Source organism: Streptomyces sp. KL116D (assembly GCF_030766975.1).
Taxonomy (GTDB): Bacteria; Actinomycetota; Actinomycetes; order Streptomycetales; family Streptomycetaceae; genus Streptomyces; species Streptomyces longispororuber_A.
On sequence record NZ_JASERH010000082.1, the window covers coordinates 64,491 to 90,369 of the forward strand.

The window sequence follows — 25,879 nt, forward strand, 5'->3', positions numbered from 1 at the left end:
CGTATGGTTCAGGCTCTGTGAGCGTTCACAGTAGAGAAACATCCTGGACACTTGTCAATGGTTGTTGCTCTGCGGTTATGTTGGCTCAGTGCCGCCGTCAGAGTGTGTGCACGTTCCCAAAATGATCGATCTCCCTTGGGGGTACCTCATGGCGCGGCTCGCCTTCGGCGGCGACTACAACCCCGAGCAGTGGCCGGAATCCGTGTGGCACGAGGACGTCCGCCTCATGCGGGAGGCCGGCGTGACGACGGTGAGCGTCGGGATCTTCTCCTGGGCCCTGCTCGAACCGGCGCCCGGCACGTACGACTTCGGCTGGCTCGACCGGATCGTCGACCTGCTGCACGAGAACGGCATCCGGGTCGACCTCGGCACCCCCACCGTCGCCCCGCCCAAGTGGTTCTACGACAAGAACCCCGACGCCCTCCCCGTCACCGAGGACGGCACCCGCCTCGCCTTCGGCTCGCGCGGCGCCATCTGCCACAGCAACCAGGCCTACCGGGACGCCGCCACCCGCATCACCGAGCAGCTCGCCCGCCGCTACGGCAAGCACCCGGCGGTCGTGATGTGGCACGTCCACAACGAGTACGGCGTCCCGGTCAGCGCCTGCTACTGCGAGAACTGCGCCGCCCACTTCCGGCGCTGGCTCGCCGCGACGTACGGCACCGTGGAGCACGTCAACCACGCCTGGGGCACCGCGTTCTGGGGCCAGCGCTACGGCTCGTTCGAGGAGATCGACCCGCCGCGCCTGACCCCCACCGTCGGCAACCCGGCCCAGAAGCTCGACCACAGGCGCTTCGCCGACGCCACCATGCGCGAGAACTTCGTGCGCGAGCGCGACGTCCTGCACCGCCTCGCCCCCGGCATCCCGGTCACCACCAACTTCATGACCGCCCTCAGCCAGTGCGACTCCGTCGACTACTGGGCCTGGGGCCGCGAGGTCGACATCGTCACCAACGACCACTACCTGATCACCGACGGCCGCCGTACGCACGTGAACCTGGCGATGGCCGCCGACCTGACCCGGTCCGTGGCGGGCGGCGACCCCTGGCTGCTCCTGGAGCACTCCACGTCCGGCGTGAACTGGCAGGCCCGCAACCCGGCCAAGGCCCCCGGCCAGATGGCCCGCAACTCCCTCGGCCACGTGGCCCGCGGCTCCGAGGGCGCCATGTTCTTCCAGTGGCGGCAGTCCCGGCGCGGCGCCGAGAAGTTCCACTCGTCGATGCTGCCGCACGCCGGGACCGACTCCCGGGTCTGGCGCGAGGTCTGCGAACTGGGCGCCTCCATCGGCGAGTTGGCGGACATCGAGGGGACCCGCACGGTCGCCGACGTCGCCGTGCTCTGGGACTGGCAGTCGTGGTGGGCGCAGAGCCTGGAGTGGCGCCCCAGCGAGGACCACGACGCCCGCGAGCGCGCCGACACGTACTACGAGGCCCTCTACGACCGCCACCTCACGGTCGACTTCGCGCACCCGGAGGCCGATCTGTCGGCCTACCCGATGGTCGTCGTCCCCGCGCTCTACCTCGCGACGGAGGCTGCCGCCCTGAACCTCCGCGAGTACGTCGAGAACGGCGGCACGCTCGTCGTCTCCTACTTCTCCGGCATCGTCGACGAGCACGACGCCGTCCACGAGGGCCCGTACCCGGGTGCCTTCCGTGACGTGCTCGGGCTCACCGTCGAGGAGTTCTCGCCGCTCCTCGCGGGGGAGACGGTCCGGTTGTCCGGGCCCGACGGGGCCGAGCTGACCGGCGACGTCTGGACGGAGTTCGTCGTGCCCCGCGGGGCCGAGACCGTCTGGACGTACGCGGACGGCCTCGCGGCGGGCCGCCCGGCCGTCACCCGGCACCGCTTCGGCGCGGGCACGGCCTGGTACGTCTCCACGCGGCTGCCCGCGGCGGCGCTCGACGTGGTCCTCGGTGCGGCGGGCGACGACGCCGGGGTCGAGGCGCGGCCCGAGGTGCCGCGGGACGTGGAGGTCGTGACGCGCGCGGGTGCCTCCGGCACGTACGTCTTCGCGATCAACCACACCGGGGACGACGTCAAGGTTCCCGCGCACGGCACCGAACTCCTCACCGGGGAGCGGGTGTCCGGGCAGGTGGGGGTGCCGGGCGGGGCGGTGCGTGTGGTGCGGCTGGACGTCGCGCCGTAACTCCGCCGCGGGTGGCCGGGGCGGGTCCGGCGGGGGCTTCTCGCGCAGTTCCCCGAGCCCCTGAAGAGACGACTGTGTCTGCGGGTCCGGTGGGGCTTCTCGCGCAGTTCCCCGCGCCCCTGAAAGCTGCGGCTTCGCCGCGCTTTCCCCTGAAGGTCTGCGGCCTTCTCCTGATGGAGGTGGCGCACGAAGTGCGCACCTCCAGGGGCGCGGGGAACTGCGCGACCAGCCACGACGAAACCCGCACCCGGCGATACACAGCGGTGCCCGCGGCGCGAAGCCGTGTTTGTGGGGGCGCGGGGAACTGCGCGACCAGCCCCCACCGGCCCGCATCCGAAGAACACACGGCAACACGGCAGACGCCCGACCGAAGGGACATCGACGATGCACGGCACCTTTGGACCACGCGCCACCACCACCCGCAGAGCCGTCCTGGCAGCCGCACTCGCGGGCGCCGCGACCCTGACCCTGCCCACCCAACACGCGTCAGCGGCAGCCACGTTGACCAACGGCGGCTTCGAGAGCGGCGTCACCGGCTGGACGCACTACGGCACCACCTCCGCCGCCTACGCCGAGGCCGGCGGCCACAGCGGCGGCCACCGCCTCGCCCACTGGTCCGCGTCGGCCTACAAGGTAGAGACGTACCAGTACCTCACCGGCCTCACCAACGGCACGTACAGACTGACCGCCTGGGTGCGTTCCAGCGGCGGCCAGAACGCCGCCTACCTCGCCCTCAAGGGCGCCACGGGCGAGCAGCGCACGGACCTGCCGCCCACCCCGAACGGCGCGTGGATCCGCCTCGTCACCTCAGTCGCCGTCACCGACGGCACGGTCACGATCCGGCTCGTCTCCGACGCGAACGCGGGCAACTGGGCCAACTTCGACGACATCACCCTCACCTCGGGCTCAACCGGCCTCGCCATCAAGGGTGCTGACATCTCGTCACTGAAGAAGAACGAGGACAAGGGCGCCGTCTACCGCACCGCGTCCGGCGCCACCGCGGACGCGATCGCCGTGCTCGCCGCCGCCGGCATGAACCACGCCCGCCTCCGCGTCTGGGTGAACCCCGCCGACGGCTACTGCGACAAGGCCCGCACCCTCGCCGTGGCCAAGCGCGTCAAGGCCGCGGGCCTGAAGCTCCTCGTCGACTTCCACTACTCCGACACCTGGACCGACCCGGGCGCCCAGACGATCCCCTCGGCCTGGTCGGGCCACACGACCGCCCAGCTCAGGACGGACGTCTACGACCACACGTACGACGTCCTCGACGCCCTCAAGGCGCAGGGCACCACCGCCGACATGGTGCAGATCGGCAACGAGCTGAACGCGGGCCTGCTCTGGCCGACCGGATCCACCGCCAACTGGTCCCAGCTCGCGGGCCTGCTGACGTCCGGCGCGAACGCCGCCAAGGCCGTCTCCTCGTCCACCAAGGTCGCCCTCCACCTCGCCAACGGCGGCGACAACGCGCTCTACCGCACCTGGTTCGACAACGCCGTCTCCCACGGCGTCCCCTTCGACGTCATCGGCCTGTCCTTCTACGGCTACTGGCACGGCGCCCTCTCCGACCTCCAGGCCAACACCGACGACCTCGCCACCCGCTACGGAAAGCCGCTGTACGTCGCCGAGACCGCCTACCCGTTCACCCTGAGCGGCGACGACGGCTGGGAGAACGTGATCGACCTGGACTCCGAGCTGGTGTCCGGGTACCCCGCCACGGAGGCCGGCCAGGCGGCCTGGTTCCGCGACCTGCTCAACGTCGTCGAAGCCGTCCCGAACGGCCTCGGCCTGGGCGCCTACTGGTGGGACGCCGCCTGGACCGCCGTCGCCGGCAACGGCTGGGACCCGACGGACCCGTCCAGCGGCAACGCGTGGGAGAACCAGGCCCTGTTCGACTACGACGGCGCGCCGACGGACGCGCAGGCCTGGTTCAAGCACCGGTGACGGCAGCTTGATCACCCCGGAGTACTGTTCCGGCGCATGACGCACTCCTCGCACTCAGGGCCCTCCCGCACCCTCACGCCGACGGACCGCACCCGGCTGCGCCGCATGAAGGAGAAGGCGAGCTTCGAGCGCACGGACCTCGAGGTGATCCTCGACACGGGTTTCGTCTGCCACCTGGGCGTGACCGTCGACGGCGGCCCCATGGTCGTCCCGACCGTCTACGGCCGTGACGAGCGGTACCTGTACGTGCACGGGTCGGTGGCCAGCCGCAGCCTGGCCGCCGACCCCGACGCCCCCATATGCGTCACCGTCACCCACGTCGACGCCGTCGTGCTGGCCCGCTCCGTCTTCGAGCACAGCGTGAACTACCGCTGCGCGATGATCTACGGCGTGCCGCGCAGGATCACCGACGACACCGAGAAGACGGAGGCGCTGCGCATCCTCACCGAGCACACGGCCCCCGGCCAGTGGGACTATGCGCGCCGCCCGAACCGCAAGGAACTCGCCGCCACGACCGTCCTCGCCCTCTCCCTCGACGAGGCCTCCGTCAAGATCAGCGCGGGCCCGCCGGACGACGCCGACTCAGCCGACGCCGAGCTGGGCCTGTGGGCCGGCACCCTGCCCCTGACCTCCCGCTGGGGCGCCCCCACCGCCGACCCGGCGCTGCCCTCCGGCATCACCGCGCCCGCCCACATCGCGGCCCGAGCGGGGACCCGGCAGGGCTGAGCGACAACCGGGGGCATACCGTGAGGTGTCGAACCACAGAAGGACGATCCGAGGAGACAACGGGATGCAGAGCCGTACGGCGCTGGTAGAGGACCTGATGGAGCGCTTCCCGCACGTTCCCAAGGAAGCGGTCTTCAAGGAGGACCTGCTCCGGGGCGGTGTGGCGTTCGACCCGTCGGCCCTCAGCGACAACGAGGACGGCGAGGTCAAGCCGAAGTCGTACTTCATCTTCTCCTTCGACCACGGCACGCTGCCCGAGCTCGGCGAGGCCGCGCTGCGCCGCCCGCCGGAGGAGATCGTCCTCACGGGCGGCCCCTACGACCTGCGCCGCACCGTCGTCTCGGTCCGCGTGAACCCGGCGTCGCCGTACCGGGTGGCGGCGAACGACGACGGCGTCCTCGGCCTCTACCTCGACGGCAAGCGCATCTCCGACGTGGGCGTGCCGCCGATGCCGGAGTACTACCGCCACAAGCTCTCCAACGGGAAGTCGGTCATGGAGGTGGCCCCGACGATCCAGTGGGGCTACCTGATCTACCTGACCGCGTTCCGGGTCTGCCAGTACTTCGGCGCCAAGGAGGAGTGCCAGTACTGCGACATCAACCACAACTGGCGCCAGCACAAGGCGGCGGGGCGCCCGTACACGGGCGTCAAGGACGTCGACGAGGTCCTCGAAGCGCTGTCGATCATCGACCAGTACGACACCGCGAAGGCGTCCACCGCGTACACGCTCACCGGCGGCGCGATCACGTCGAAGGTCCAGGGCCTGGACGAGGCGGACTTCTACGGCCGGTACGCCAAGGCCATCGAGGAGCACTTCCCGGGGCGCTGGATCGGCAAGGTCGTCGCCCAGGCGCTGCCCAAGGACGACGTGCAGCGCTTCAAGGACTACGGCGTGCAGATCTACCACCCCAACTTCGAGGTGTGGGACGAGTACCTGTTCAAGATGTACTGCCCCGGCAAGGAGCGGTACGTCGGCCGTGACGAGTGGCACAAGCGCATCCTCGACTCGACCGAGGTCTTCGGCGCGCGCAACGTGATCCCGAACTTCGTCGCGGGCGTCGAGATGGCCGCGCCGTTCGGCTTCAAGACCGTCGACGAGGCCATCGCCTCCACCACGGAGGGCCTGCGCTTCTTCATGTCGCACGGCATCACGCCGCGCTTCACCACCTGGTGCCCGGAGCCGACGACGCCGCTCGGCAAGGAGAACCCGAACGGCGCGCCGCTGGAGTACCACATCCGGCTGCTCGACGCGTACCGCTCGACGATGGACGAGTTCGGCCTGTCGTCCCCGCCCGGATACGGTCCCGCGGGCGCCGGCCGCGCCGTCTTCTCGGTCAGCTCCTTCATGGACAGCCTGGCCCCGAACTCGGAAGCGGTCGAGACGCCGCAGGCGTAACCTCTGCCCCCGGAATCAGAGGAGCCGGGGAAGCGGGGGACAGCGGTGCTCAACGACACGCAGCTGGCGGGAGTGGCGCGCAATCCGGCCGCTCCCGCCTCCGTGCTGCTGCGGATCCTGCGGTCCGGGCGGCAGGAGGCGTACTGGATCGCGCAGCGCGGGATCGTGCCGGACGAGGTGTACGACGCCATCGTCACGCACCCCGAGCGCAGACTGCGCGGCTGGTTCGCCGACGTCTGGAGCGCCCCGGCCGTCCAGCGCGCCCGCCTCGCCACGGATCCCGACCCGATGGTGCGGGCGGCGGTCGCGGGCGGCCCGACACCGTTCCGCATGAAGGTCGAGCCGCTGCCGGCGGAGACGTACGAACTGCTCAGCCGCGACGAGCACGCGCTCGTGCGGGAACTGGTCCTTGAGCAGTGGGCCGACCCGCCCGCCGGGATCCTCGACCGGCTGCTCGACGACCCGGAGCCGAAAGTACGGGCCAGGGCCGCCGCGCTCAGCTGGCGCCGACGGCCCGAACTCGTCCCCGAGGTGGTGCGCGCCGGTGACGGCGGCGCCGTCGAGCAGGCGCCGCTGGACCGCGCCCTCGCGCTGGAGGTGCGGGCGACGGGCGACATCTGGACGCTGGGGAAGCTCGCCGCCAACCCGCACCTGCCCGCCGACCTCGTCGACGAACTGGCCCGGCACGGCGAGCCGCTGGTCCGGCTCGCCGTGTCCATGCGCCCGGAACTCACCGAGGAACAGCGCACCCGCATCGACCACGAGGTCCTGCCGCAGGCCCGCATCCATCCGGCCCGCTGGACCTACGAGGCGACCGACGAGGACACGATGCGGCGGGCCGCGACGTCGGCGCACACCGGTCTGCGCCGGGGCGCCGCCTGCAACCCGCACCTGCCGCCCGACCTCGTCCGGCTGCTCGCCGCCGACGAGGACTTCGCCGTACGGCTGTTGCTGTGCGAGAACCACCCCGACGCGCCGGCCGAGCTCCTGTGGCCGGTCTACCAGGAGGCCAAGGTGATCACCCGCGGCGCCCTGCTCCAGCACCCGGGCTTCCCGCTGCACCGACTCGCGTCCCTGGCCGACCACGAGAATCCGGAGATCCGCCGGGAGGCCCTGTACGACCCGGGGGCGGACCCGGCCCTGGTGGACCGCCTCAGCCACGACGCCAACCACCTGGTCCGCGCCGTCGCGGCGGCCCACCCGCACCTGACCCCGGCCCACCTGCCCCGCCTGCTCGCCGACCCCTTCACGGAGTCATCGGCGGCCCGCAACCCGCGCCTGCCGGTAGCGGAGATGGACCGCATCCTGCGGGCGGCGGGCGTCGTCTGACCGCCCGCCGGAGGCCGGACGAGCGACCTCCGCTCAGGCGGCGGCCCGCTCGTCCGTGGAGGTGTCGGCGGGCGCCGCGACGAGGCGGCGCAGCGTGTCGGTGCGGGCGGCGGGTGCGGCGTCCGAGAGCAGGGTCGCCAGGACGGCGACCCGGGTCTGGCCCGCGCGCAGCGTCCCGCTGAGCACGGCGCCCGCGGCGACCAGGTCGACGGCGCCGCCGCCGGTGTAGATCTCGGCGAGCGGTCCGGCCGGGACCCGGGTGGAGACGGCGACCAGCACGCCCCGGCGGACGGCGGCGGCGACCGCGTCGACGAACGCGGGCGTCGCGTTGCCCGCGCCGGTCGCGACCAGCACGATGCCCCGGGCGCCCGCGGCGAGAGCGGCCTCGAAGAGGGCGGGGTCGGCGTCGCTGTGGTGCATGACGACGTCCACGCGCGGGACGCCGGAGTCCGCGACGGGCCCCGGCAGGGCGGCCGGGCGGTCGGGGGCGCGGCGGATGTCGACCCGGCCGAAGCCCAGCCGGCCCACCGGACCGGCCGCCGAGGGATCGGCGAACGCGTCGGCGGCGAGGGTCTGCGTCTTCACCGTGCCGCGCGCCGCGTGCACCTTGCCGTCGAAGACGACGAGCACGCCCAAGTCCCGTACGGAACCGGCGACTTGAAGGGCGTCGTACATATTGCCCGGACCGTCGCCGTCGGCCGCGCCGAGCGGCTTCTGGGCGCCCGTGAACACCACCGGGCGCGGATCGTCGTGGTACAGGTCGAGCAGGAAGGCGGACTCCTCCAGGGTGTCCGTGCCGTGCGTCACGACGATGCCGTCGACGTCCGGGTCCGCGAGCGTCTCGCGGACGGTGCGCAGCAGCGCCAGCTGCCGCTCGGTCGTCATCTGCGAACTGTTGATGTTGAACAGGTCGACGACCTTCACCTCGACCCCGTCCGGCACGGCGGCGCTGGCCAGCACGGTGTCGCCGCCGGCGTCGGCCGCGTAGCCGGTGCCCTGCCAGCGGCTGGCGATGGTGCCGCCGGTGCTGATGAGGGTGATGCGGCGCGGTGCGTCGGGCCGTATGCGTTCCATGGAGAATGCCTCGCGAAGGGGTCGTATGTTCGATCTTCCGCAAGGATAAGGCGGAATGTGCGCAATCGGATTGCGAATCTGGCGAGTGGACGCGCGTTGCGTAGCGCATGATTGCGCCATGGACCGGATCGACCTGAATATCTTGCGCGAACTCCAGAGCGACGGCCGTCTCAGCAACCAGGAGCTGGCCCAGCGCGTCGGCCTCAGCCCGTCCCCCTGCATGCGCCGGGTGCGCCAGCTGGAGAAGGACGGCGTCATCCAGGGCTACCGGGCGATCGTCGACCCGGAGTCCGTCGGCCGCGGCTTCGAGGTGCTCGTCTCCATCGAGGTGCGCCGCGACCGGGAGTCCGTCGAGGCGTTCGAGCGCGCCCTCCAGGACATCCCCGACGTCGTCGAGGCGTACCGGCTCTTCGGCAGCCCCGGCTGTCTGCTGCGGATCGCCGTCGCCGACCTGGCCGCGTACGAGCGGCTGTGGATCGAGCGGCTCACGACGCTCGGCGGGGTCACCGAGGTGAACTCGCAGATCATCATGAAGCGGGTGAAGGAACCGAAGGGGCTGCCGGTGTGACGCGCGCGCCGGCCCGCGGTGCACCCGGCGGAAAACCGGTGGCGCGGTCCCGGGGCGGGTGGCTATGGTCGTTCCCGTTGCTGCGGCCGCTCCGGGCCGCCGCTGTTCACCGCGTGTGAGAGACCTGGAGGTGTTGACCGATGACTGTCGCTGCGACGGGCGTTGCCCGCATCCGGAAGTTCGTCCCGTCCACCTCCGTGGCCCGCATCGGCTGACACCCTCCTCTTTCTTTTTCTCCTCTCCGTGCAGCCGGGGCCACCCCTCGAAGGGTCACCCCTTGTCTCTCAGCTCTCACAGCGCTGACCAGTCCCCCCTGTCGTCCCTCGCCGCCTACGGCTGGGACAGCCTCTGGGCGGCCGAGTTCGCCCCGTTCGCCGAGCGCGGGCTCGTGCCCGGCCGGGTGCTCCGCGTCGACCGCGGGCAGTGCGATCTGATCACCCCCGAGGGGGTCGTCCGCGCCGACACCGAGTACGTCGTGCCGCGCGACCCGATGAAGGTCATCTGCACCGGTGACTGGGCCGCCGTCGACCCCGACGGCGGCGACCCCCGCTACGTCCAGGCGTACCTGCCGCGCCGGACCGCCTTCGTGCGGTCCACCTCCTCCAAGCGGTCCGAGGGGCAGATCCTCGCCGCGAACGTGGACCACGCGATCATCGCGGTGTCCCTCGCCGCCGAGCTCGACCTCGGCCGCGTCGAGCGGTTCCTGGCGCTCGCCTGGGAATCCGGTGCGCAGCCGCTCGTCGTGCTCACCAAGGCGGACCTCGTGCCCGACCCGGTCGGCCTGTCCTACCTCGTCTCCGACGTCGAGACGACCGCGCCCGGCGTGCAGGTGCTGCCCGTCAGCGCGCTCGACGGCGACGGGACCGAGGTGCTGCGGGCCGTCGTGGCCGGGGGCACGTCCGTGCTGCTCGGCCAGTCCGGCGCGGGGAAGTCGACGCTGGCCAACGCGCTGCTCGGGGCCGACGTGATGGACGTCCAGGCCGTCCGCGACCTCGACGGCAAGGGGCGGCACACCACGACCACCCGGAACCTGTTCGTGCTGCCCGGCGGCGGTGTCCTCATCGACACGCCGGGGCTGCGCGGAGTCGGTCTCTACGACGCCGAGGGCGGGGTGGAGCAGGTGTTCGCGGAGATCACGGCGCTGGCCGAAGGGTGCCGGTTCCACGACTGCGCGCACACGGTCGAGCCCGGCTGTGCGGTGGTCGCTGCGCTGGCCGACGGGACGCTGCACCAGCGGCGCCTCGACAGCTACCGCAAGCTGCTCCGGGAGAACCAGCGGCTTGCTGCGCGGACGGATGCGCGGTTGCGGGACGAGATGCGGCAGGTCTGGAAGCAGCGGGGGCGGATGGGGCGTGAGGCGATGCAGATGAAGCGGGGCCGCATGTCGTAGGGCGTCTGCGGGCCCGGCGGGGGCTGGTCGCGCAGTTCCCCGCGCCCCTGAGGGGCGACTGCGTCTGCTGGGCTGGGCTTTCGTTGTGGGGTGCAGGTGCGTGGGGCTTCTCGCGCAGTTCCCCGCGCCCCTGAAGGGCGACTGCGTCTGCCGGGCCGGGCTTTGGTTGCGGGGTGCTGGTGCGTGGGGCTTCTCGCGCAGTTCCCCGCGCCCCTCAGGGGCGCAGTTCCCCGCGCCCCTCAGGGGCGCAGTTCCCCGCGCCCCTCAGGGGCGCAGTTCCTCGCGCCCCTGAGGGGCGCACTTCGTGCGCCGTCTGGGGGCGCCCGATGGGGGCAGCGGCGAAGCCGCATGCCCCCAGGGGCGCGGGGAACTGCGCGACCAGCCCCCACCGGACCCGCACCCGGCGGCCCAGCGGTCGTGCCCACGGCGCGTGGCCGTGTTTTGAGGGGCGCGGGGAACTGCGCGACCAGCCACGACGTGACCCGCGGACGGTGACGGCAGGGCCGGGGGCAAGGCCATGTCCGAATCCCGCCAGCCCAGCGGAGCGCCACGCGCGACACTGGGAGCGTGATGATCGACGAGGACACGCGCTACCAAGCCGTGCGCAGCCGCGACGCCCGGTTCGACGGGGAGTTCTTCTTCGCCGTCGAGACGACCGGGATCTACTGCCGCCCCAGCTGCCCCGCGGTCACCCCGAAGCGCCAGAACGTCCGGTTCTACGCCACGGCCGCCGCCGCCCAGGGCTCCGGCTTCCGGGCCTGCCGACGGTGCAGGCCCGACGCCGTCCCGGGCTCCGCCGCCTGGAACGTACGGGCGGACGTGGTCGGCCGGGCGATGCGCCTCATCGGCGACGGCATCGTCGACCGGGAGGGCGTCGGCGGCCTCGCCACCCGGCTGGGATACAGCGCCCGCCAGGTCCAGCGCCAGCTCACCGCCGAGGTCGGCGCGGGCCCGGTCGCCCTCGCCCGGGCCCAGCGCGCCCACACCGCACGCGTCCTGCTGCAGACCACCCCGCTGCCGGTCACCGAGATCGCGTTCGCGGCGGGATTCGCCAGCGTGCGGCAGTTCAACGACACGATCCGCGAGGTCTACGCCCGCACGCCCACCCAGCTGCGGGCCGACGCCCCGGGCCGCGCCGAGGAGCGCAGGGCCGTCGCCTCCGTCGCCGGGATCCCGCTGCGCCTCGCCCACCGCGGCGCGTACCAGGCCGCCCCGGTCTTCGATCTGCTCGGGCGTGAACTCATCGAAGGGACAGAGGAGTTGACGGGGGCGCCCGGCTCTCGCATCTTCCGGCGCACGCTGCGCCTGCCCTACGGGACCGGCATCGTCTCCGTCGACGAGGCCGGGCACGAACAGACCGGCGCGCAGGCCGAGCACCGCGGCGGCTGGCTCGACGCCCGGATCCACCTCACGGACCTGCGGGACCTGACGACCGCGGTCGGGCGGCTGCGCCGGCTCCTCGACCTGGACGCCGACCCCTACGCGATCGACGAGCGGCTCGGCGCCGACCCCCGGCTCGCCCCGCTGGTCGCCGCCCGCCCGGGACTGCGTTCGCCCGGCGCCGCCGACCCCGACGAGCTGGCCGTGCGGATTCTGGCCGGACCCGCGGAGTCGGCCCGGCTGGTCGAGCGGTACGGCAAGCGGCTCGACGCGCCCTGCGGCGCCCTCGACCGGGTCTTCCCCGCGCCGGACGCGCTGGTCGACGAACCGGGCACGCTGGGCGCCCTGGCCCGTGCCCTCGCCGACGGCGCCCTGCGCCTCGACCCGGGCGCCGACCGCGACGACGCCGAAGCGGTGCTGCGCGCCCTGCCCGGGATGGACGCCCGCACCGTCGCCCTGATCAGGCTGCGCGCCCTGGGCGATCCCGACGTGGCCGTACCGGGCGACCTCGTCTCCTGCGAAGCGTGGCGGCCCTGGCGGTCGTACGCGCGCCGACACCTCGACGTAGAAGGACAGTTGTGAGCCTCGACCAGACGTACTGCACCACCCTGCACAGCCCGCTCGGCGAGCTGCTGCTGACCGCCGACTCCACCGGCGCCCTCACCTCCCTCTCGGTCCCCGGCCAGAAGGGCGGACGCACGGTCGAGGCCGGCTGGGTGACCGATCCCGGGCCCTTCGGCGCGGTCCGGGAGCAGCTCGACGCCTACTTCGCCGGTGAACTCAAGGAGTTCCAGCTGGAGTTGCGACCGCACGGCACCGAGTTCCGGCGGCGGGTGTGGGACGCGCTCGACGACGTCCCGTACGGCGCCACCACCACCTACGGGGCCGTGGCCGCCGCCATCGGTGCCTCACGGGCCGCCGTCCGGGCCGTCGGCGGAGCGGTCGGCGCCAACCCCCTCCTGGTCCTCCGCCCCTGCCACCGGGTGATCGGCGCCGACGGCTCGCTCACCGGGTACGCGGGCGGCCTGGAGCGCAAGGTCCAGCTGCTCACCCTGGAGGGCGGCCACCCGCGCTGACGGCCGGAGCGATGGCGACCGCCGCCGTGTAGCCGGCCGGCACCGGGACGTCGCGCACCGTCCAGCCCTCGGGAGCGGCGGGGGAGCCGGGGAGGGTGCCGACGTAGTCGACGTCGGCGCCGCGGGCCAGGCCCGTGCCGATGCCCTTGAGGTAGGCCTCCTTGCGGACCCAGGTGCGGGCCACCGCGAGGCAGCGCTCCGACGGTTCGGCGAGGGCGGCGAGTTCGGCCCGCTCCCGGGGGTGGAGGACGACCGCCAGTTCGTCGGCGGTCTCCGGCGTGGGCAGCTCCTCGATGTCGGCGCCGACCGGTGCGTCCGCGACCGCGACGAGCGCGAGGTCGCCGCTGTGCGAGAGGGAGAAGTGCGGGCCGGGGACGTCCGCGAGGGCCGGGCGGCCGTGCGGCCGGCCGCAGTCGGGGCACGGCAGCCGGACGAAGCGCACCGCGCCGGGCGGGCGGCCCAGACGCTCGCCGAGGATGCCGCGCAGCGCCAGGTGCGCGGCGACGTACCGCGTCCGGTGCCGGTCCTGGCGGAAGGCGGCGGCCCGCCGCAGCTCGTCGGCGTCCAGGACGTCCGTGCCGCCGGCGGCCCCCGCGGGGTCCGTGTCCGTCGTCACCAGCCACAGGCGCACCGCCCCCGCGGGCGGCAACTCCCTCACCCGGTCCATCAGTCATGCCTCCAGATAGCGCAGGACCGCCAGGATCCGCCGGTTGTAGCCGGTGGTGCGCGGCAGTTCGAGTTTGTCGAAGACGGTGTTCAGGTGTTTCTCGACCGCGCTGAGCGACAGGTGCAGTCGCCCGGCGATGCCCGCGTTCGTGTGGCCCTGCGCCAGCACGTCGAGGACGTCGCGCTCGCGCGGCGTCAGCCGGGACAGCGGGTCGGCGCGGGTGGAGCGGCCCACCAGCTGCCGGACGACCTCCGGGTCGATGACCGCGCTGCCCGCCCGGATCCGGGTCAGTGCGTCGAGGAACTCCTCGACCTGTGCGACCCGGTCCTTGAGCAGATAGCCGACGCCCTCGGCGCCGCCCGCCAGCAACTGCGCCGCGTAGGTGCGCTCCACGTGCTGGGAGAGGACCAACACCCCCCGTTCGCGGGCGGCGTTCACGGATCTCCAGGGCCGCCCGCAGGCCCTCCTCGGTGTGGGTCGGCGGCATCCGGATGTCGACGACCACGACGTCGGGCGTGAGCTCGTCGACCGTGTCGGGCAGCGTCGTGGCGTCGCCGAGCGCGGCGACGACCTCGTGCCCCTCCTCGGCCAGCAGCCGCACCAGACCCTCGCGCAGCAGGGTCGAGTCCTCGGCGATGATCACACGCACGGCAGCTCCGCGGTCACGACGGTGGGTCCCCCTGCGGGGCTGGAGACGCGCAGCCGGCCGTCGAGCGCCTCGACGCGGCCGCGCAGTCCGGCGAGTCCACTGCCCGCGGGATCGGCGCCGCCGCTCCCGTCGTCCCGCACGGACACGGTCAACACGCCGCCCGCCACGGCGAGTTCGGCGCTGACGGCGGTGGCCGCGGCGTGCTTGGCGGCGTTCGTCACCGCTTCTGACACGACGAAGTAGGCGGCCGTCTCGACGAGTTGGGGCAGGGGGTCCGGTACGTCGAAGGCCAGCCGCAGCGGCACCGGACTGCGCTCCGCGACACCGCCGAGCGCCTCGCGCAGACCGAGCCCGTCGAGCGCCGACGGATACACCCGCCAGGCCACCTCGCGCAGTTCGGTCAGCACGGCCCGGGACTCCTCGTGCGCCTGCCGGAGCAGCGCGTCGGCCTGCTCGGGGGTGCGGCCGGGGCGACGGGCCCGGCCGAGCAGCATCGCGAGCGCGACCAGCCGCTGCTGGAGGCCGTCGTGCAGATCGCGCTCGATGCGGCGGCGCTCCGCGTCGACGGCGTGCACCACCGCGGCGCGGCTGGTGGCGAGTTCGTCGATGCGGCGCCGCAGCAGTTCCCGCTCGGAGGGGCCGAAGGCGTCGCGGGCCAGCCGGGCGTCGAGGGCGTACAGGGAACGCAGCCCCTGCACGCCGAGGAAGAGCAGGGCGCCGCCCAGCAGGAGCTGCCCGAGGAGTTCGGCGACGCCGACCCGGCCGGTCACCAGCGCGGCGAGGAACACCGCCGCGAGGACGCCGCCGAACGCGAACAGGGCGAGCGTGACCGTGGTGACCGTCCCCGCGTACGCCCGCGCGGCGACGTACCGCAGCACCTGCCCGTCGCGCGGCGCGTAGTGCAGCGGGAAGCGGTCGCCGAAGAGGACGGTGCGGCGGCGCCGGTCCAGGGCGGCGATCCGGCGGGCCCCCGCCGTCAGCGCGGCCCGCGCCCCTTCGCGGGTCCGCGGCCACAGCAGGAAGGGACCGAGGACGGCCCCGGCGGCCGTGAGGTACAGCAGCCCCGCGCACGCGGTGAGACACCCGGCGAGCACCCCGGCCCCCTTGCGCCCCATCCCCGTGCCAGCCCCCGTGTCCGCCCCCGTCACCTGCACGGAAGCCGACCCTACCCGTCCTGCCGGACGCGCGGCCGGGCCTCCCGGTGCCTGCCCCGGCCGCGCAGCCGGACGACGAGGTACCCGGCCACCGCGACGACCGCCGCCCCGAGCACCACCTTCGAGACCACGCCCACGTACGTCTCCACCAGGTCCCACTGGTCGCCGAGCCAGTAACCGGCAAGGACCAGCACGGAGTTCCAGACCAGCGAGCCGACCGCGGTGAGCGACAGGAACACCGGCAGCGGCATCCGCTCGACGCCCGCCGGGACCGAGATCAGACTGCGGAAGATCGGCACCATCCGGCCGAGCAGCACCGCCTTCGTGCCGTGCCGCTGGAACCACGCCTCGGTCTTCTCCAGGTCGGAGACCTTCACCAGCGGCAGCCGGCCCCACACCGCGTACATCCGCTCCCGCCCGATGACCCGGCCGATCCCGTAGAGGGCGGCCGCCCCGACGACCGAGCCGAGCGTCGTCCAGAACAGCGCGGAGACGAGGGAGATCACGCCCTGCCCGGCCGCGAATCCGGTCAGCGGCAGGATGACCTCGCTGGGCAGCGGCGGGAACAGGTTCTCCAGGGCGATGGCGAGCCCGGCGCCGGGGCCGCCGAGCACGTCGACGAGGTGGGCCGCCCAGCCCGCTGTGCCGGTGGCCGGCTCCGCGGCGGCGGCCGTGGTCACGAGGTGCATACGAGGTCTCCAGGCAAGGGGATCGACTCGGTCCGTGGCTGCTGCCCGAACTCCCACCCAGGCTAGAAACCGCTGATCAGTGCCACTACGAGGGTAACCGTTTGGCAAAGTGCGGTGATCCGCGCCGGTGACCCCGCGGTTTTCCGCAGGGTCACCGGCGCGTGCGGGGCTCCTATGCGGGCAGCCCCCAGCGCGGCGCCTGCGCGTTCGGCGTGACCGGGGCGATCCGCAGGTCGGGGCGCTCGCCCGCGGCCGTGATCAGGGCCGACTCGCCCTTGCCGAGCCTGATCCGGATCGTGCCGTCGCCCGCGTCCTCGTACGACAGCTTCCGGCCGCCGTGCCCGTCCCGTACGTCGATCGCGCCGGGGATCGAGTGCCGCACGACACACGGCGCACCGGCCTCGCTCGTCACGCGCACCCACCGCGTGACGCCCTCCTCGCGGACGGCGCTCAGCAGGAACGCGCCCTGCGTGCGGAAGTCGTGCACGGCCAGGTCCGCCCAGGCGGCGGGCAGCGCCGGGAAGACCCGGACGGTTCCGCCCCACGACTGGCACACCATGTCGTGCAGCGACTGGGCCGCCGACAGCGGCGTCTCGATGACCGGCCCCGACTCCTTGTACATGGTGTTCGCCTGGATGAAGCGGCTCATCAGCTGGCCCAGGTACTTCAGGGCGTCCTCGCCCTTGCCGAGCAGCGCCGACATCGAGGCGGCGCCGGTGAACGTGTAGCCCTGGAGGGCGCCCTCGAAGCCGACCCAGTGGGCGAGGGACTTCTCGATCAGGGCCCGCTCGTCGGCGTCCTCGCCGGTCAGCTCGTACAGCGGATAGACGGCCAGCATGTGCGAGTAGTGGCGGTGCGACTTCGCGAAGGGGATGTCCGCGCCGATCATGAAGCCGTTCGCGTCGGTCGGGTACGCCACCCGCTTCGCGAGCACCTCCCGCCAGCGCGGCGCCAGGTCGTCGTCGATGCCGAGCAGTTCGGCCGACTCCAGCAGGGTCCGGCAGCCCCAGGTGAGGAGCATCAGGTCGTAGTTGCAGTCGCGGGTGTTGCCGCCGTACTCGGGCGAGAAGGTCGCCGGCAGGTGGAGCCTGCCGTCCGCGCCCGGTTCCAGGAAGTGCAGGTAGTAGCTGATCGCCTTGCGCAGCAGCGGGTAGAGGGTGTCGCGCAGGATGCGCTCGTCCATGGTGTGGCGGTAGCTCAGCCACACGTTGTGCAGCGCCCAGGTGAGGTTGCCGACCTCGGGCGTGGGGGTGGCCTGGCCGGGGATGCCGACGCCGTAGCCCTGGGCGTTGCTGGTGGCGCCGCCGTTGACCAGGTGGATGTCGGTGGTGCGCGGGATGCCGAGGGAGTCGGCGCGGTACGGGGCCGCCATCTCGGCGGTGAGGTTGTCCCGGAACTCGCCGAGCGCCCGGGTCACCGCGTCGAGTTCGAGGTGGTTGGAGCCGTGGATCAGCCAGTACTCCAGCTGCACGTTGAGGTTCCACCAGGTCGCGGGCCACGGGGTGGGCTCCAGCCAGGGGCCGCTGGTCGCCATGACCGGGGCGTCGCGGCGGGCCGCCGACGCCGTCTTGTACAGCTGGATCCAGTAGAACCGCTGGATCCGGGCGTCCGGCACCGACAGGAAGCTCTTGCGGTAGTACGCGTGCCACCAGGCGCGGTGCCCGGCGGCGAGGGCGTCGTAGGGGAGCCGGGCGACGTCCCTGACCGCGGCGAGCGCCTTGTCGCGGGCGGTGGCCTTCGGGAACGAGTGCCGCACGGTCGCGTACAGGGTGCGCACCCCGTCCCGGTCCCGCTCGCGCCACGCGGTGACGTGTTCGCCGCCGGACAGCAGCGACTGCACGGACGCCGTCACGTCCCCGTCGTACGCGCCGACCTCGGCGGGCGGATTGCCCTCGTAGCCGGCCGGTATCGGCTGGAACGCGGCGCGCGGGCTCTTCGCCTCGGCCGGGTGGAAGACCCACCGGAAGCCGGCCTCGCCCGCGCTGGGGGTGACCTCGACGGCGAGCACGGACAGCGCGTTGGTGACCTGGGCGCGCAGCGTCAGGGTGCCCTTGTCGGTGGTGAGCGTGCCGGTCAGTTCGGCGTCGCGCAGCCGCAGCCGCCAGTCGAGGCCGGTGATCGTGCCGACGGGCTCCAGGGTGAAGTGGCCGATCGGCAGCCGGGCGAGACCGAAGAGCGAGCCGAACTCCGGCCGGTGGTCCTGCACCTCGGAGTGCTGGACGTTGAAGCGGACCGCGTTCCTGCCCGGCTCCTGGTAGATGCCGCTGCCGAGCAGGCTGTTGCCCAGGTACGGGCCCTCGTACCAGGTCGTCGGCATCTTCTGCCAGACCAGGTCGGCGTCGTCGAGGACCGTGCGCCAGGCGTCGGGGCCCGCCTGCACCGGTCCGCCCCGCACCGGTCCGCCGCCGGGCCCGGCCGCGGTCGCCTGTCCGGGCAGGGTGCCCACCAGGGCCGCACCGCCCAGCGCGGGTCCGGTGGCGAGCACGGTTCGTCTGGACGGGCTTGGCATGGCGCCTCCTGGGCTCGACGATTCATCGGAGCTATCCCGCGCTGAAAGCTAGAGATGAGGCACTGGTGAGTCAATAGTGAGGGATAGATCCGACCTACTCGTCCGCCTCGGGGGCGCGGGGAACTGCGCGACCAGCCACCGACGACCCGCGGACGCAGCGGCGCACCGGCACGGCGGACCATCGGCCCGGGCGCCTCAGCCCCAGATCAGGGCTCCCACCCACGCGCCCACGATCAGCAGACACGCGAACAACTCGGCCAGCACGCTGGACCCTCCGGCCCGCATGGCCGTCCGGGTCGACGCGGCAGCGTCCCCGTGCCCGCCGAGCCGCAGCCGCTCCGCGACGTAGATCCCGCCGACGAAGCCGGGAATCGCCCCGATCACCGGGACCACGCAGAAGCCGACGACCGCCCCCAGGCCCATCCACAGCGCGAGCTTGCGCGTCGCGCCCGCCTGCCGCAGCCGGCGCGGCGGCAGCTGCCAGCGCAGCACCTGCGAGGCGAGCAGCACGACGGTGGCGCCGACCAGCACGCCCCAGGCCAGACCGGACGGATCGCGCAGCGCCCACACGGCGACCGCGGCCCACACCAGCCACGAACCGGGCACCCCCGGCACCAGCACCCCGCACACACCGAGCGCCATCACGGCCCCGACCAGCAGGAGTTCCCACGGTCCCATCTGCCAAGGGTCCCCCAGCCGTGGGGAAAGCGCAGGTCAGCAGCGGCCCAATGGGACCTCAGCGGGCGACCCAGCCCCGCTCGTACGCATGCCACCCCAGCTGCAGCCGCGTCGTCACGCCCGCCAGCTCCATCAGCCGCTTCACCCGCCGCTGCACCGTCCGCAGCCCCAGGTCCAGCTGCTTCGCCACGCTCGCGTCGGTGAGCCCGGCCAGCAGCAGCGACAGGATCTCCAGATCGGCGCCGTCCGGCCCGGAGCCGTCGGCCTCGTCCACGTCGCCGCCCTCGCCGAGCCGCAGCGGCAGCGCCTCGCGCCACACCGCCTCGAAGAGCCCGGTGAGCGACTCCAGCAGTCCGCTGGCGTGCACCACGAGCGCCGCCGGCTCGGCCTCGCTCGACGTCAGCGGCACCATGGCGAGGTTCCGGTCGACGACGACCAGCTTGGTCGGCACCCGGTCCACCACCCGCACCTGCTCGTTCCGGCCGATCGCCGCGGACAGGTCGGTCAGCCCCGACGGCTGGGAGAGCACCTCGCGCTCCAGCACCACCCGGTACGCCACGCCCCGGCCCACGGCCTGCGCCTCGGCGTCGTTGTCGCCCGCGGTGACCGCGATCGGGTTGCCGGTGACGAGCGCGCACACCTCCTCGGACGCGCCGAGCTGGATCTGCAGGAAGCGCTGCGAGACGGCGGCCGACCCGGTGACCACCTCGACGAGGTCGTGCGCGGCGGGCTCGGAGGCCTGCGACCGGTACTCCTCGGCGAGCAGCGCGGCCGCCAGCTCCGCCTTCTCCAGTTCGTGCCGCTGCTGGATGAGCAGCGCGCCGAGCGCGATCCCGGGCGGCGCCGCGACCCAGCGTCCCGGCCGCGCCGACGACCGGGCGGCGAGACCGTGCCGCTCCAGGCGGCGCAGGGTGCGCTCGGTGTCGTGCTCGGCGAGCGTGAGCCGGCGCGCGAGATCCTGCACGTCGGCGGCGCCCACCGACACCAGGGCGCGGTACGCCGTCTCGTGCACCTCGTCCAGACCTATCGCACCCAGCATGCGGCGATGCCCCTCCCTGGCGTTCCGTTCCGTCACCCCCGTGGCGGGAAACAGCCACGGCGCATTCCCGCCGCGCCCATCTTCCCTGTACCGGCCGTCACTCTGCCAATGTGGCGCCACCGCAGCACCAACACCCGCCGGGAATACGGGGTTTCTCCCGTATTCACCTGCGCTTCTTCACTTGGGGAGAGCGATGCGCCCGATATCGCGTACGGCCCTGGGAGCGGCGACCGCTGCCGTCCTGGCCGTCACGGCGGCCGTCCCGTCCGGGGCCGCGGAGGGGAGTGCCCCGGACGGCGGCCGGCCGCTCGTCGGCAGCGCCGCCGCCGCGTCCGCGAAGAGCACCACCGCGACGGTCACGCTGGTCAACGGCGACCGGGTCCTGGTCACCACCGGAGCCGACGGCACCGCCACCGCCACCGCCCTGCCCGCCGCCGACGGCAGCACGGCCCTGCTGCAGACCCGGCAGTCCGGCAAGGACCTCTACGTCTACCCGGACGGCGCCGCCGCCGCGCTCGCCGCGGGCCGCGTCGACGAGGAACTCTTCAACGTCACCGGGCTGATCCGGCAGGGCTACGACGACGCGCACAGCGCGACGCTCCCGCTGATCGCCACCTACGACACGTCCGTCGACGTCGCCCGCAGCGTGCCCGCCACCCCGCGCGGCGCCGAGCGCGGTCTCGTCCTCGACCCGGTCGGCGGCGTCGCCCTGAAGGCCGACAAGAAGCGGGCCGCCGACTTCTGGGCCGACGTCACGAGCCCCCGCTCCCGCGCGGCCGGCGACCTCAAGAAGCTCTGGCTCGACGCCAAGGTCCAGTCGCTGCTCGCCGACTCCACGCAGCAGGTGCACGCCGACCGGGCGTGGGCCGCCGGGTACGACGGCAAGGGCACGAAGGTCGCCGTCCTCGACACCGGCGTCGACACCGAGCACCCCGACCTCAAGGGCCGGGTCGCCGAGTCGAAGAACTTCACCGATTCCGCGGACACCGACGACCACCAGGGCCACGGCACGCACACCACGTCCACGGTCGGCGGCTCCGGTGCGGCGAGCGGCGGCAAGGAGCAGGGCGTCGCCCCCGGCACCACGCTGCTCAACGGCAAGGTCCTCAACGACGGTGGCTCGGGCGCCACTTCGTGGATCATCGCGGGCATGCAGTGGGCCGTCGACGAGGGCGCCGACGTGGTCTCCATGAGCCTCGGCAACCCGTCCGAGCTGGACTGCTCCGACCCCATGTCGCAGGCCACCCAGGAGCTCGCCCGGTCCGCGAAGAACACCCTCTTCGTGATCGCCGCCGGAAACTCCGGACCGCACAACAACACCGTCTCCTCGCCGGGTTGCGTCCCCGAGGTGCTCACCGTCGGCGCCGTCGACAGCGACGACGAGACCGCGAGCTTCTCCAGCCGCAGCCCCGTGCAGCGCACCCACACCCTCAAGCCGGAGATCGCCGCGCCCGGCGTCGCGATCAAGGCCGCCGCCGCGGGTGGCCGCGGCGTGTACGCGTACCAGTCCATGAGCGGTACGTCGATGGCGACGCCGCACGTCGCGGGCGCCGCGGCCCTCGTCAAGCAGCGCCACCCCGACTGGACCGCGCAGCAGATCAAGCAGGCGCTGGTCGCCTCCGCCGACGCCGGCATCCCCGGCGACGTGCGGGAGACCGGCGGCGGCCGGCTCGACGTCAAGGCCGCCGTCGACCAGACGGTCCTCGGCGCCGGCGCCGTCCAGGGCGGCACCTTCAACTGGCCGCAGGACAGCAGCGACCGCACCACCGTCCAGGTGCCGTACACCAACACCACCGACAAGCCGGTGAAGCTGACCCTCGCCGTCGACGGCGTCACCGGCAACGACGGCTCCGCCGTGAAGTCGCCCGTCGCCAGGCTCGGCGCCCGCTCCGTCACCGTCCCGGCCGGCGGCACCGCCCAGGTCCCGCTCGCCATCGACCCGACGGCCACCCTCAGGGCCGCCCAGTACGGCGACGTCACCGGCCGCGTCCTCGCCACCGGACCCGGCGGCACGCACCTCAGCACCCCGTTCTCGCTGTACGTCCAGCCCGAGACGGTCACCCTGCGCGTCAAGGTCGTCGACCGCCGCGGCGCCCCCGCCGCCGGCGCCTCCTCGCTCGACCTCATCGGCACCGACGACGTGTCCGGCGAGCGGCGCGTCAACGACGGCGCCACCGACCAGACGTACCAGGTCAGGCCCGGCGCGTACTTCCTCTCCGCGTTCGTCGCGACCCCGGCCGCCGAGGGCACCCTCGTCGACTCCGCGACGTTCCTGGCCCGCCCGCAGCTGAACCTCACCAAGGACACCACGGTCGTCCTCGACGCCCGCAAGGCCCACGAGCTGAGCGTCAGGACCGAGCGGACGTCCGAGGTCCGCGGCGCCACCCTCGGCTTCGCCCGCACCTTCGGCGCCGACCACTGGCTGCACGCGGCCAGCATCCAGGGCTCGCGCACCGTGCGCGGCTACTACGCCGACGTCCAGGGCGACGTCCGCGACGGCGACTTCGAGTTCGACAGCTTCTGGCGCGCCGCGGCCCCGCAGATCAGCGAGTTCGGCGTGGTCGGCGGACCCGCCCTGCACCCGGTGACCGGCTCCACGAACTCCTCGAACCTCGACGGCACCGGCACCGCCGAGATCGTCGACGGCGGCGCCGGCACGGCCGCCGAACTGGCCGCGTCCAAGGGCAGACTGGCCCTGGTGAAGCTGCCCGAGGGCGGCAGCGCCACCACCGTCGCGCAGGCCGCCGTCAAGGCGGGCACCCAGGGCGTCGTCCTGTACCGGGAGGCCGCGGGCCGCTGGTACCCGGCGGTCGGCTTCGTCGGCGCGCCGCTGCCGATGCTCGCCGTCGAGACGGCGGAGGGCACGGCGCTCGCCGCACGCGTCGCCGCGGGCAGCACGACGCTGCGCTGGAAGGCGACGGCCAGGAGCCCGTACGTCTACACGCTGGCCTTCCCCGAGAAGGGCCAGATCCGCTCCGCCCGCACCTACCGCGTCGCCGACAAGGACCTCGCCGCGAACAGGGCCACGTACAAGGCGATGGGCGTCGCCACCGACTACATCGACCTGCCGTCGGTGTCCCGCCCGAACGGCCTGGCCACCTCCTTCGGCGACCTCGGCCTGGTCGCCGCGCCGTCCACCCGCACCGAACTCTTCTCGCCCGGCACCACCGGCTACGGACACCAGGTGTCCAGCAGCTTCCCCTGGGGCGAGTTCATGATCGACCCGGTACGGACGTACGAGAAGGGCGAGAAGCGCACCGAGGAGTGGTACGGCGGCGCGCTCGCGCCGACGACGCCGCTCGACGACTCCGGCGAGCAGGTCCTCGCCGCCGAACGCCAGGGCGACCTGATCGGCGTCGCGCCCGGCTTCTGGGGCGACGGCGAACACCAGGGCGTCCAGGGCTCGTTCGGCGACATCGGCAACGTCGAGCTCAAGCGGAACGGCGAGTCCCTCGGCTCCAACGGCTGGCCGTTCGGCGTCTTCACCGTCCCGGCCGACGACTCCGCCTACGAACTGACCCTGAACACCGCGAAGCTGAACAGCGGCAGCAAGGTCTGGCAGCGCTCGCCGCGAACCAGCACCACCTGGTCGTTCCGCTCGCACCTGGAGGAGAACACCTACTCGCAGGGCATCCCGCTGCTCTTCCCGCACCTCGCCCTGCCCGAGGACGACATGAAGACCGTCGCGGCGGCCCCTGGCCAGAAGATCGCCCTGACGGCGACGGGCCACGCGGGCTACACGCCCGGCGAGCTGACGAAGGCGTCCCTCTCCTACTCGTACGACGGCGGGGAGACCTGGACCGAGGCCACCACCTCGCGCCAGGGCGGACGCTGGACGGCCACGGTCGACCACACCGGAGCCACCGGCAAGGAGGTCACGCTGAAGGTGCGGCTGACCGACTCCAAGGGCAACGCGGTCACCCAGACGGTGACCCGGGCGTACGACGTGCGTTAGTTCGGACGCTCACCCGATCCGGTCCGCCGGGCGGCCTTCCCGTGGGGGGTGGGGCCGCCCGGCGGACCATTTGGGCGGGGTAATTTTCCCGATGCCCCGTTTTCGTACGGCCCGTGCTGTGGACAATAAGGGCATGAGCCAGCAGGGGGAGAGGCCCACCGATCGCCCGGTCCACGAGGACGACTGGTGGGGCCAGTTGTACGACGAGGACGCCGCCGACACCGGGTCGAGCCCGGCCGCCGACAGCCTGGACGACCGCTTCGCGTCGGCCGGGGCCCTGACCACTCCGGGGGCGGCGGTCCCGCCCGCCCGCAGGTCCGCCCCGGACCCGGCCCCCGCGCCGGACGTCCCGGAAGCCCGCCGCGAGCCCGCCGCCGCACCCCCGCCGAAGCCCACCGCACCCCCGCCGGAGCCCGCCGGAACCGGTCACGCCACCGGCACGGTCCACCTCGGCCCGGTCACCACCGGACCGAGGGAGGCGGTTCCGGTCGTCGTGCCCTACGTGGGCGACGGGCCGCCCACCTACGACGCCGAGCCGACCGCGCTCCCGGCCGCCGATCCGGACGAGCTGGAGGACCTCGTCGCCGACACCGTGCTCGACGGCGCGCGCTACGGGTCCAGCACCCTGCGGGCCGCGTCCGTGCGGGGCGACTCCGCGCGGTTCCGGGGCGAGCCGCGCCGCGACAGCCTGCTGACCGCCCGGTTCGGCAGCGGACCCGGAGCACTGATCCTGGTGGCCATGGCGACCGGCGCCCGCGCCACCCCCGGCGCCCACCGCGCCGCCGCCGAGGCCTGCGACTGGATCGGCCGGGCCGTGGGGCTCAGCCACGCCCGGCTCGCCGAGGACATCAGGGGCGGGCGCCGCGGCGACCTCAAGTCGGGGCTGCACCGGCTCACCGACCGCAGCCTCGGCAAGCTCAGGGCCGGCGCCGCCGAGCAGGGCCTCGACCCGGACGAGTACAGCGCCACGCTGCGCTGCCTGCTGGTCCCGGCCGACCCCGAGTGCCGCACCCGGGTCTTCTTCGGCGTCGGCGGCGGCGGCCTCTTCCGGCTGCGCGACGGCGCGTGGCAGGACATCGAGCCGAGCGTCGTCGAGCAGAGCGGCGCCCCCGTGATGGGGTACGGGTCGCTGCCCGCCGCCGAGACCCCGGAGGGCGACCGGCTCACCATGGACCTCGGCATCACCACCCCGCCCAGCCCCTACGAACCGGCCCCCGAGCCACCCCGCGACCCGTTCCGGTTCCGGGCCTCGGTCGCCCGACCGGGCGACGCCCTGCTGGTGTGCACGGCGGGCCTCGCCGAGCCGCTGCGCGGCGAGCCGGAGCTCGCCCGGCACCTCGCGGCCAAGTGGGCGAAGGCCGAGCCGCCGGGGCTCGCCGCGTTCCTCGCGGACACCCAGGTCAGGGTGAAGGGCTATGCCGACGACCGGACCGCAGCGGCCGTTTGGGAGGCGTAACCGCGCCCCGTGTGAATTCATGGAACCCAGAAGCACCGTACGCATCGGGAAAACCGG

The 25,879-nt window shown here is 73.3% G+C and carries 18 protein-coding genes and 1 pseudogene; 11 read left to right on the forward strand and 8 right to left on the reverse strand.

Going from position 1 to position 25,879, the window contains the following annotated elements:
- Positions 1-121 precede the first annotated feature (121 nt).
- The 5 genes from RBJ77_RS31490 (at position 122) to RBJ77_RS31510 (ending at position 7,538) form a co-directional block, all read left to right on the forward strand.
- The gene (locus tag RBJ77_RS31490; RefSeq protein ID WP_372348069.1) at positions 122-2,146 is read left to right on the forward strand and encodes a beta-galactosidase; all 2,025 of its coding nucleotides are present in this window, start codon (positions 122-124) and stop codon (positions 2,144-2,146) included.
- 384 nt (positions 2,147-2,530) lie between these two features.
- Positions 2,531-4,087 (forward strand): glycosyl hydrolase 53 family protein, encoded by a 1,557-nt coding sequence (locus tag RBJ77_RS31495; protein ID WP_372348070.1) that lies wholly within the window; start codon positions 2,531-2,533, stop codon positions 4,085-4,087.
- Positions 4,088-4,123: 36 nt separating this feature from the next.
- Positions 4,124-4,813, forward strand: a complete 690-nt coding sequence (locus RBJ77_RS31500; protein WP_372348071.1) for a pyridoxamine 5'-phosphate oxidase family protein — start codon at positions 4,124-4,126, stop codon at positions 4,811-4,813.
- 64 nt (positions 4,814-4,877) lie between these two features.
- Entirely contained in the window at positions 4,878-6,209 is a 1,332-nt protein-coding gene (locus RBJ77_RS31505) for a radical SAM protein (protein WP_372348072.1), read from the forward strand.
- 45 nt (positions 6,210-6,254) lie between these two features.
- Positions 6,255-7,538 (forward strand): hypothetical protein, encoded by a 1,284-nt coding sequence (locus tag RBJ77_RS31510; protein WP_372348073.1) that lies wholly within the window; start codon positions 6,255-6,257, stop codon positions 7,536-7,538.
- Between the two features lie 33 nt (positions 7,539-7,571).
- Here RBJ77_RS31510 and RBJ77_RS31515 read toward each other — a convergent pair whose 3' ends face one another.
- The gene (locus RBJ77_RS31515; RefSeq protein ID WP_372348074.1) at positions 7,572-8,612 is read right to left on the reverse strand and encodes an asparaginase; all 1,041 of its coding nucleotides are present in this window, start codon (positions 8,610-8,612) and stop codon (positions 7,572-7,574) included.
- Between the two features lie 118 nt (positions 8,613-8,730).
- Here RBJ77_RS31515 and RBJ77_RS31520 point away from each other — a divergent pair, with 118 nt between their 5' ends.
- The 4 genes from RBJ77_RS31520 to RBJ77_RS31535 all read left to right on the forward strand — a co-directional run bounded on the left by RBJ77_RS31520 (position 8,731) and on the right by RBJ77_RS31535 (position 13,026).
- On the forward strand, positions 8,731-9,180 hold the full coding sequence (locus tag RBJ77_RS31520) for an Lrp/AsnC family transcriptional regulator (protein ID WP_372348075.1): 450 nt from the start codon (positions 8,731-8,733) through the stop codon (positions 9,178-9,180).
- Positions 9,181-9,457: 277 nt separating this feature from the next.
- Positions 9,458-10,570 carry a ribosome small subunit-dependent GTPase A gene (rsgA, locus tag RBJ77_RS31525; RefSeq protein WP_372348076.1) on the forward strand — a complete coding sequence of 371 codons (1,113 nt, stop codon included), beginning with the start codon at positions 9,458-9,460 and terminating at the stop codon, positions 10,568-10,570.
- Between the two features lie 570 nt (positions 10,571-11,140).
- Positions 11,141-12,532 (forward strand): bifunctional transcriptional activator/DNA repair enzyme AdaA, encoded by a 1,392-nt coding sequence (locus RBJ77_RS31530; RefSeq protein ID WP_372348114.1) that lies wholly within the window; start codon positions 11,141-11,143, stop codon positions 12,530-12,532.
- Positions 12,529-13,026, forward strand: a complete 498-nt coding sequence (locus RBJ77_RS31535) for a methylated-DNA--[protein]-cysteine S-methyltransferase (RefSeq protein WP_372348077.1) — start codon at positions 12,529-12,531, stop codon at positions 13,024-13,026. Before RBJ77_RS31530 ends, RBJ77_RS31535 begins: the two co-directional genes overlap by 4 nt.
- Here RBJ77_RS31535 and RBJ77_RS31540 read toward each other — a convergent pair.
- The 7 genes and pseudogenes from RBJ77_RS31540 to RBJ77_RS31570 all read right to left on the reverse strand — a co-directional run bounded on the left by RBJ77_RS31540 (position 12,998) and on the right by RBJ77_RS31570 (position 20,411).
- Complete coding sequence (locus RBJ77_RS31540; protein WP_372348078.1) at positions 12,998-13,693, reverse strand: 4'-phosphopantetheinyl transferase superfamily protein; 696 nt, start codon at positions 13,691-13,693, stop codon at positions 12,998-13,000. The genes RBJ77_RS31535 and RBJ77_RS31540 overlap by 29 nt on opposite strands.
- Positions 13,694-13,696: 3 nt before the next feature.
- Positions 13,697-14,342 (reverse strand): annotated as a pseudogene (locus tag RBJ77_RS31545) (response regulator).
- Positions 14,333-15,457 carry a sensor histidine kinase gene (locus RBJ77_RS31550; RefSeq protein ID WP_372348079.1) on the reverse strand — a complete coding sequence of 375 codons (1,125 nt, stop codon included), beginning with the start codon at positions 15,455-15,457 and terminating at the stop codon, positions 14,333-14,335. Before RBJ77_RS31550 ends, RBJ77_RS31545 begins: the two are co-directional and overlap by 10 nt.
- Before the next feature lie 50 nt (positions 15,458-15,507).
- The gene (locus RBJ77_RS31555; RefSeq protein ID WP_372348080.1) at positions 15,508-16,185 is read right to left on the reverse strand and encodes a DedA family protein; all 678 of its coding nucleotides are present in this window, start codon (positions 16,183-16,185) and stop codon (positions 15,508-15,510) included.
- A 172-nt stretch (positions 16,186-16,357) separates the two neighbouring features.
- Positions 16,358-18,694, reverse strand: a complete 2,337-nt coding sequence (locus RBJ77_RS31560) for a glycoside hydrolase family 95-like protein (protein ID WP_372348081.1) — start codon at positions 18,692-18,694, stop codon at positions 16,358-16,360.
- A 195-nt stretch (positions 18,695-18,889) separates the two neighbouring features.
- Positions 18,890-19,372: a DUF456 domain-containing protein gene (locus RBJ77_RS31565; protein ID WP_255973249.1), complete on the reverse strand. Its 483-nt coding sequence runs from the start codon at positions 19,370-19,372 to the stop codon at positions 18,890-18,892.
- Positions 19,373-19,430: 58 nt separating this feature from the next.
- Entirely contained in the window at positions 19,431-20,411 is a 981-nt protein-coding gene (locus RBJ77_RS31570) for a helix-turn-helix domain-containing protein (protein WP_372348082.1), read from the reverse strand.
- Positions 20,412-20,604: 193 nt separating this feature from the next.
- Here RBJ77_RS31570 and RBJ77_RS31575 point away from each other — a divergent pair, with 193 nt between their 5' ends.
- Complete coding sequence (locus tag RBJ77_RS31575) at positions 20,605-24,366, forward strand: S8 family serine peptidase (RefSeq protein WP_372348083.1); 3,762 nt, start codon at positions 20,605-20,607, stop codon at positions 24,364-24,366.
- Positions 24,367-24,499: 133 nt separating this feature from the next.
- A complete protein-coding gene (locus RBJ77_RS31580) occupies positions 24,500-25,822 on the forward strand; it encodes a protein phosphatase 2C domain-containing protein (RefSeq protein WP_372348084.1) in 1,323 nt (440 codons plus the stop codon).
- Positions 25,823-25,879 lie beyond the last annotated feature (57 nt).

What these genes read in the sequence shown, in the direction of transcription:
- RBJ77_RS31490 (WP_372348069.1), top strand. Translation starts at nt 122, where the DNA reads ATGATCGATCTCCCTTGGGGGTACCTCATGGCGCGGCTCGCCTTCGGC.
- RBJ77_RS31505 (WP_372348072.1), top strand. Translation starts at nt 4,878, where the DNA reads ATGCAGAGCCGTACGGCGCTGGTAGAGGACCTGATGGAGCGCTTCCCG.
- RBJ77_RS31530 (WP_372348114.1), top strand. Translation starts at nt 11,141, where the DNA reads ATGATCGACGAGGACACGCGCTACCAAGCCGTGCGCAGCCGCGACGCC.
- RBJ77_RS31500 (WP_372348071.1), top strand. Translation starts at nt 4,124, where the DNA reads ATGACGCACTCCTCGCACTCAGGGCCCTCCCGCACCCTCACGCCGACG.
- RBJ77_RS31575 (WP_372348083.1), top strand. Translation starts at nt 20,605, where the DNA reads ATGCGCCCGATATCGCGTACGGCCCTGGGAGCGGCGACCGCTGCCGTC.
- RBJ77_RS31570 (WP_372348082.1), bottom strand. Translation starts at nt 20,411, where the DNA reads ATGCTGGGTGCGATAGGTCTGGACGAGGTGCACGAGACGGCGTACCGC.
- RBJ77_RS31520 (WP_372348075.1), top strand. Translation starts at nt 8,731, where the DNA reads ATGGACCGGATCGACCTGAATATCTTGCGCGAACTCCAGAGCGACGGC.
- RBJ77_RS31555 (WP_372348080.1), bottom strand. Translation starts at nt 16,185, where the DNA reads ATGCACCTCGTGACCACGGCCGCCGCCGCGGAGCCGGCCACCGGCACA.
- RBJ77_RS31565 (WP_255973249.1), bottom strand. Translation starts at nt 19,372, where the DNA reads ATGGGACCGTGGGAACTCCTGCTGGTCGGGGCCGTGATGGCGCTCGGT.
- RBJ77_RS31550 (WP_372348079.1), bottom strand. Translation starts at nt 15,457, where the DNA reads ATGGGGCGCAAGGGGGCCGGGGTGCTCGCCGGGTGTCTCACCGCGTGC.
- RBJ77_RS31540 (WP_372348078.1), bottom strand. Translation starts at nt 13,693, where the DNA reads ATGGACCGGGTGAGGGAGTTGCCGCCCGCGGGGGCGGTGCGCCTGTGG.
- RBJ77_RS31515 (WP_372348074.1), bottom strand. Translation starts at nt 8,612, where the DNA reads ATGGAACGCATACGGCCCGACGCACCGCGCCGCATCACCCTCATCAGC.
- RBJ77_RS31560 (WP_372348081.1), bottom strand. Translation starts at nt 18,694, where the DNA reads ATGCCAAGCCCGTCCAGACGAACCGTGCTCGCCACCGGACCCGCGCTG.
- RBJ77_RS31580 (WP_372348084.1), top strand. Translation starts at nt 24,500, where the DNA reads ATGAGCCAGCAGGGGGAGAGGCCCACCGATCGCCCGGTCCACGAGGAC.
- RBJ77_RS31495 (WP_372348070.1), top strand. Translation starts at nt 2,531, where the DNA reads ATGCACGGCACCTTTGGACCACGCGCCACCACCACCCGCAGAGCCGTC.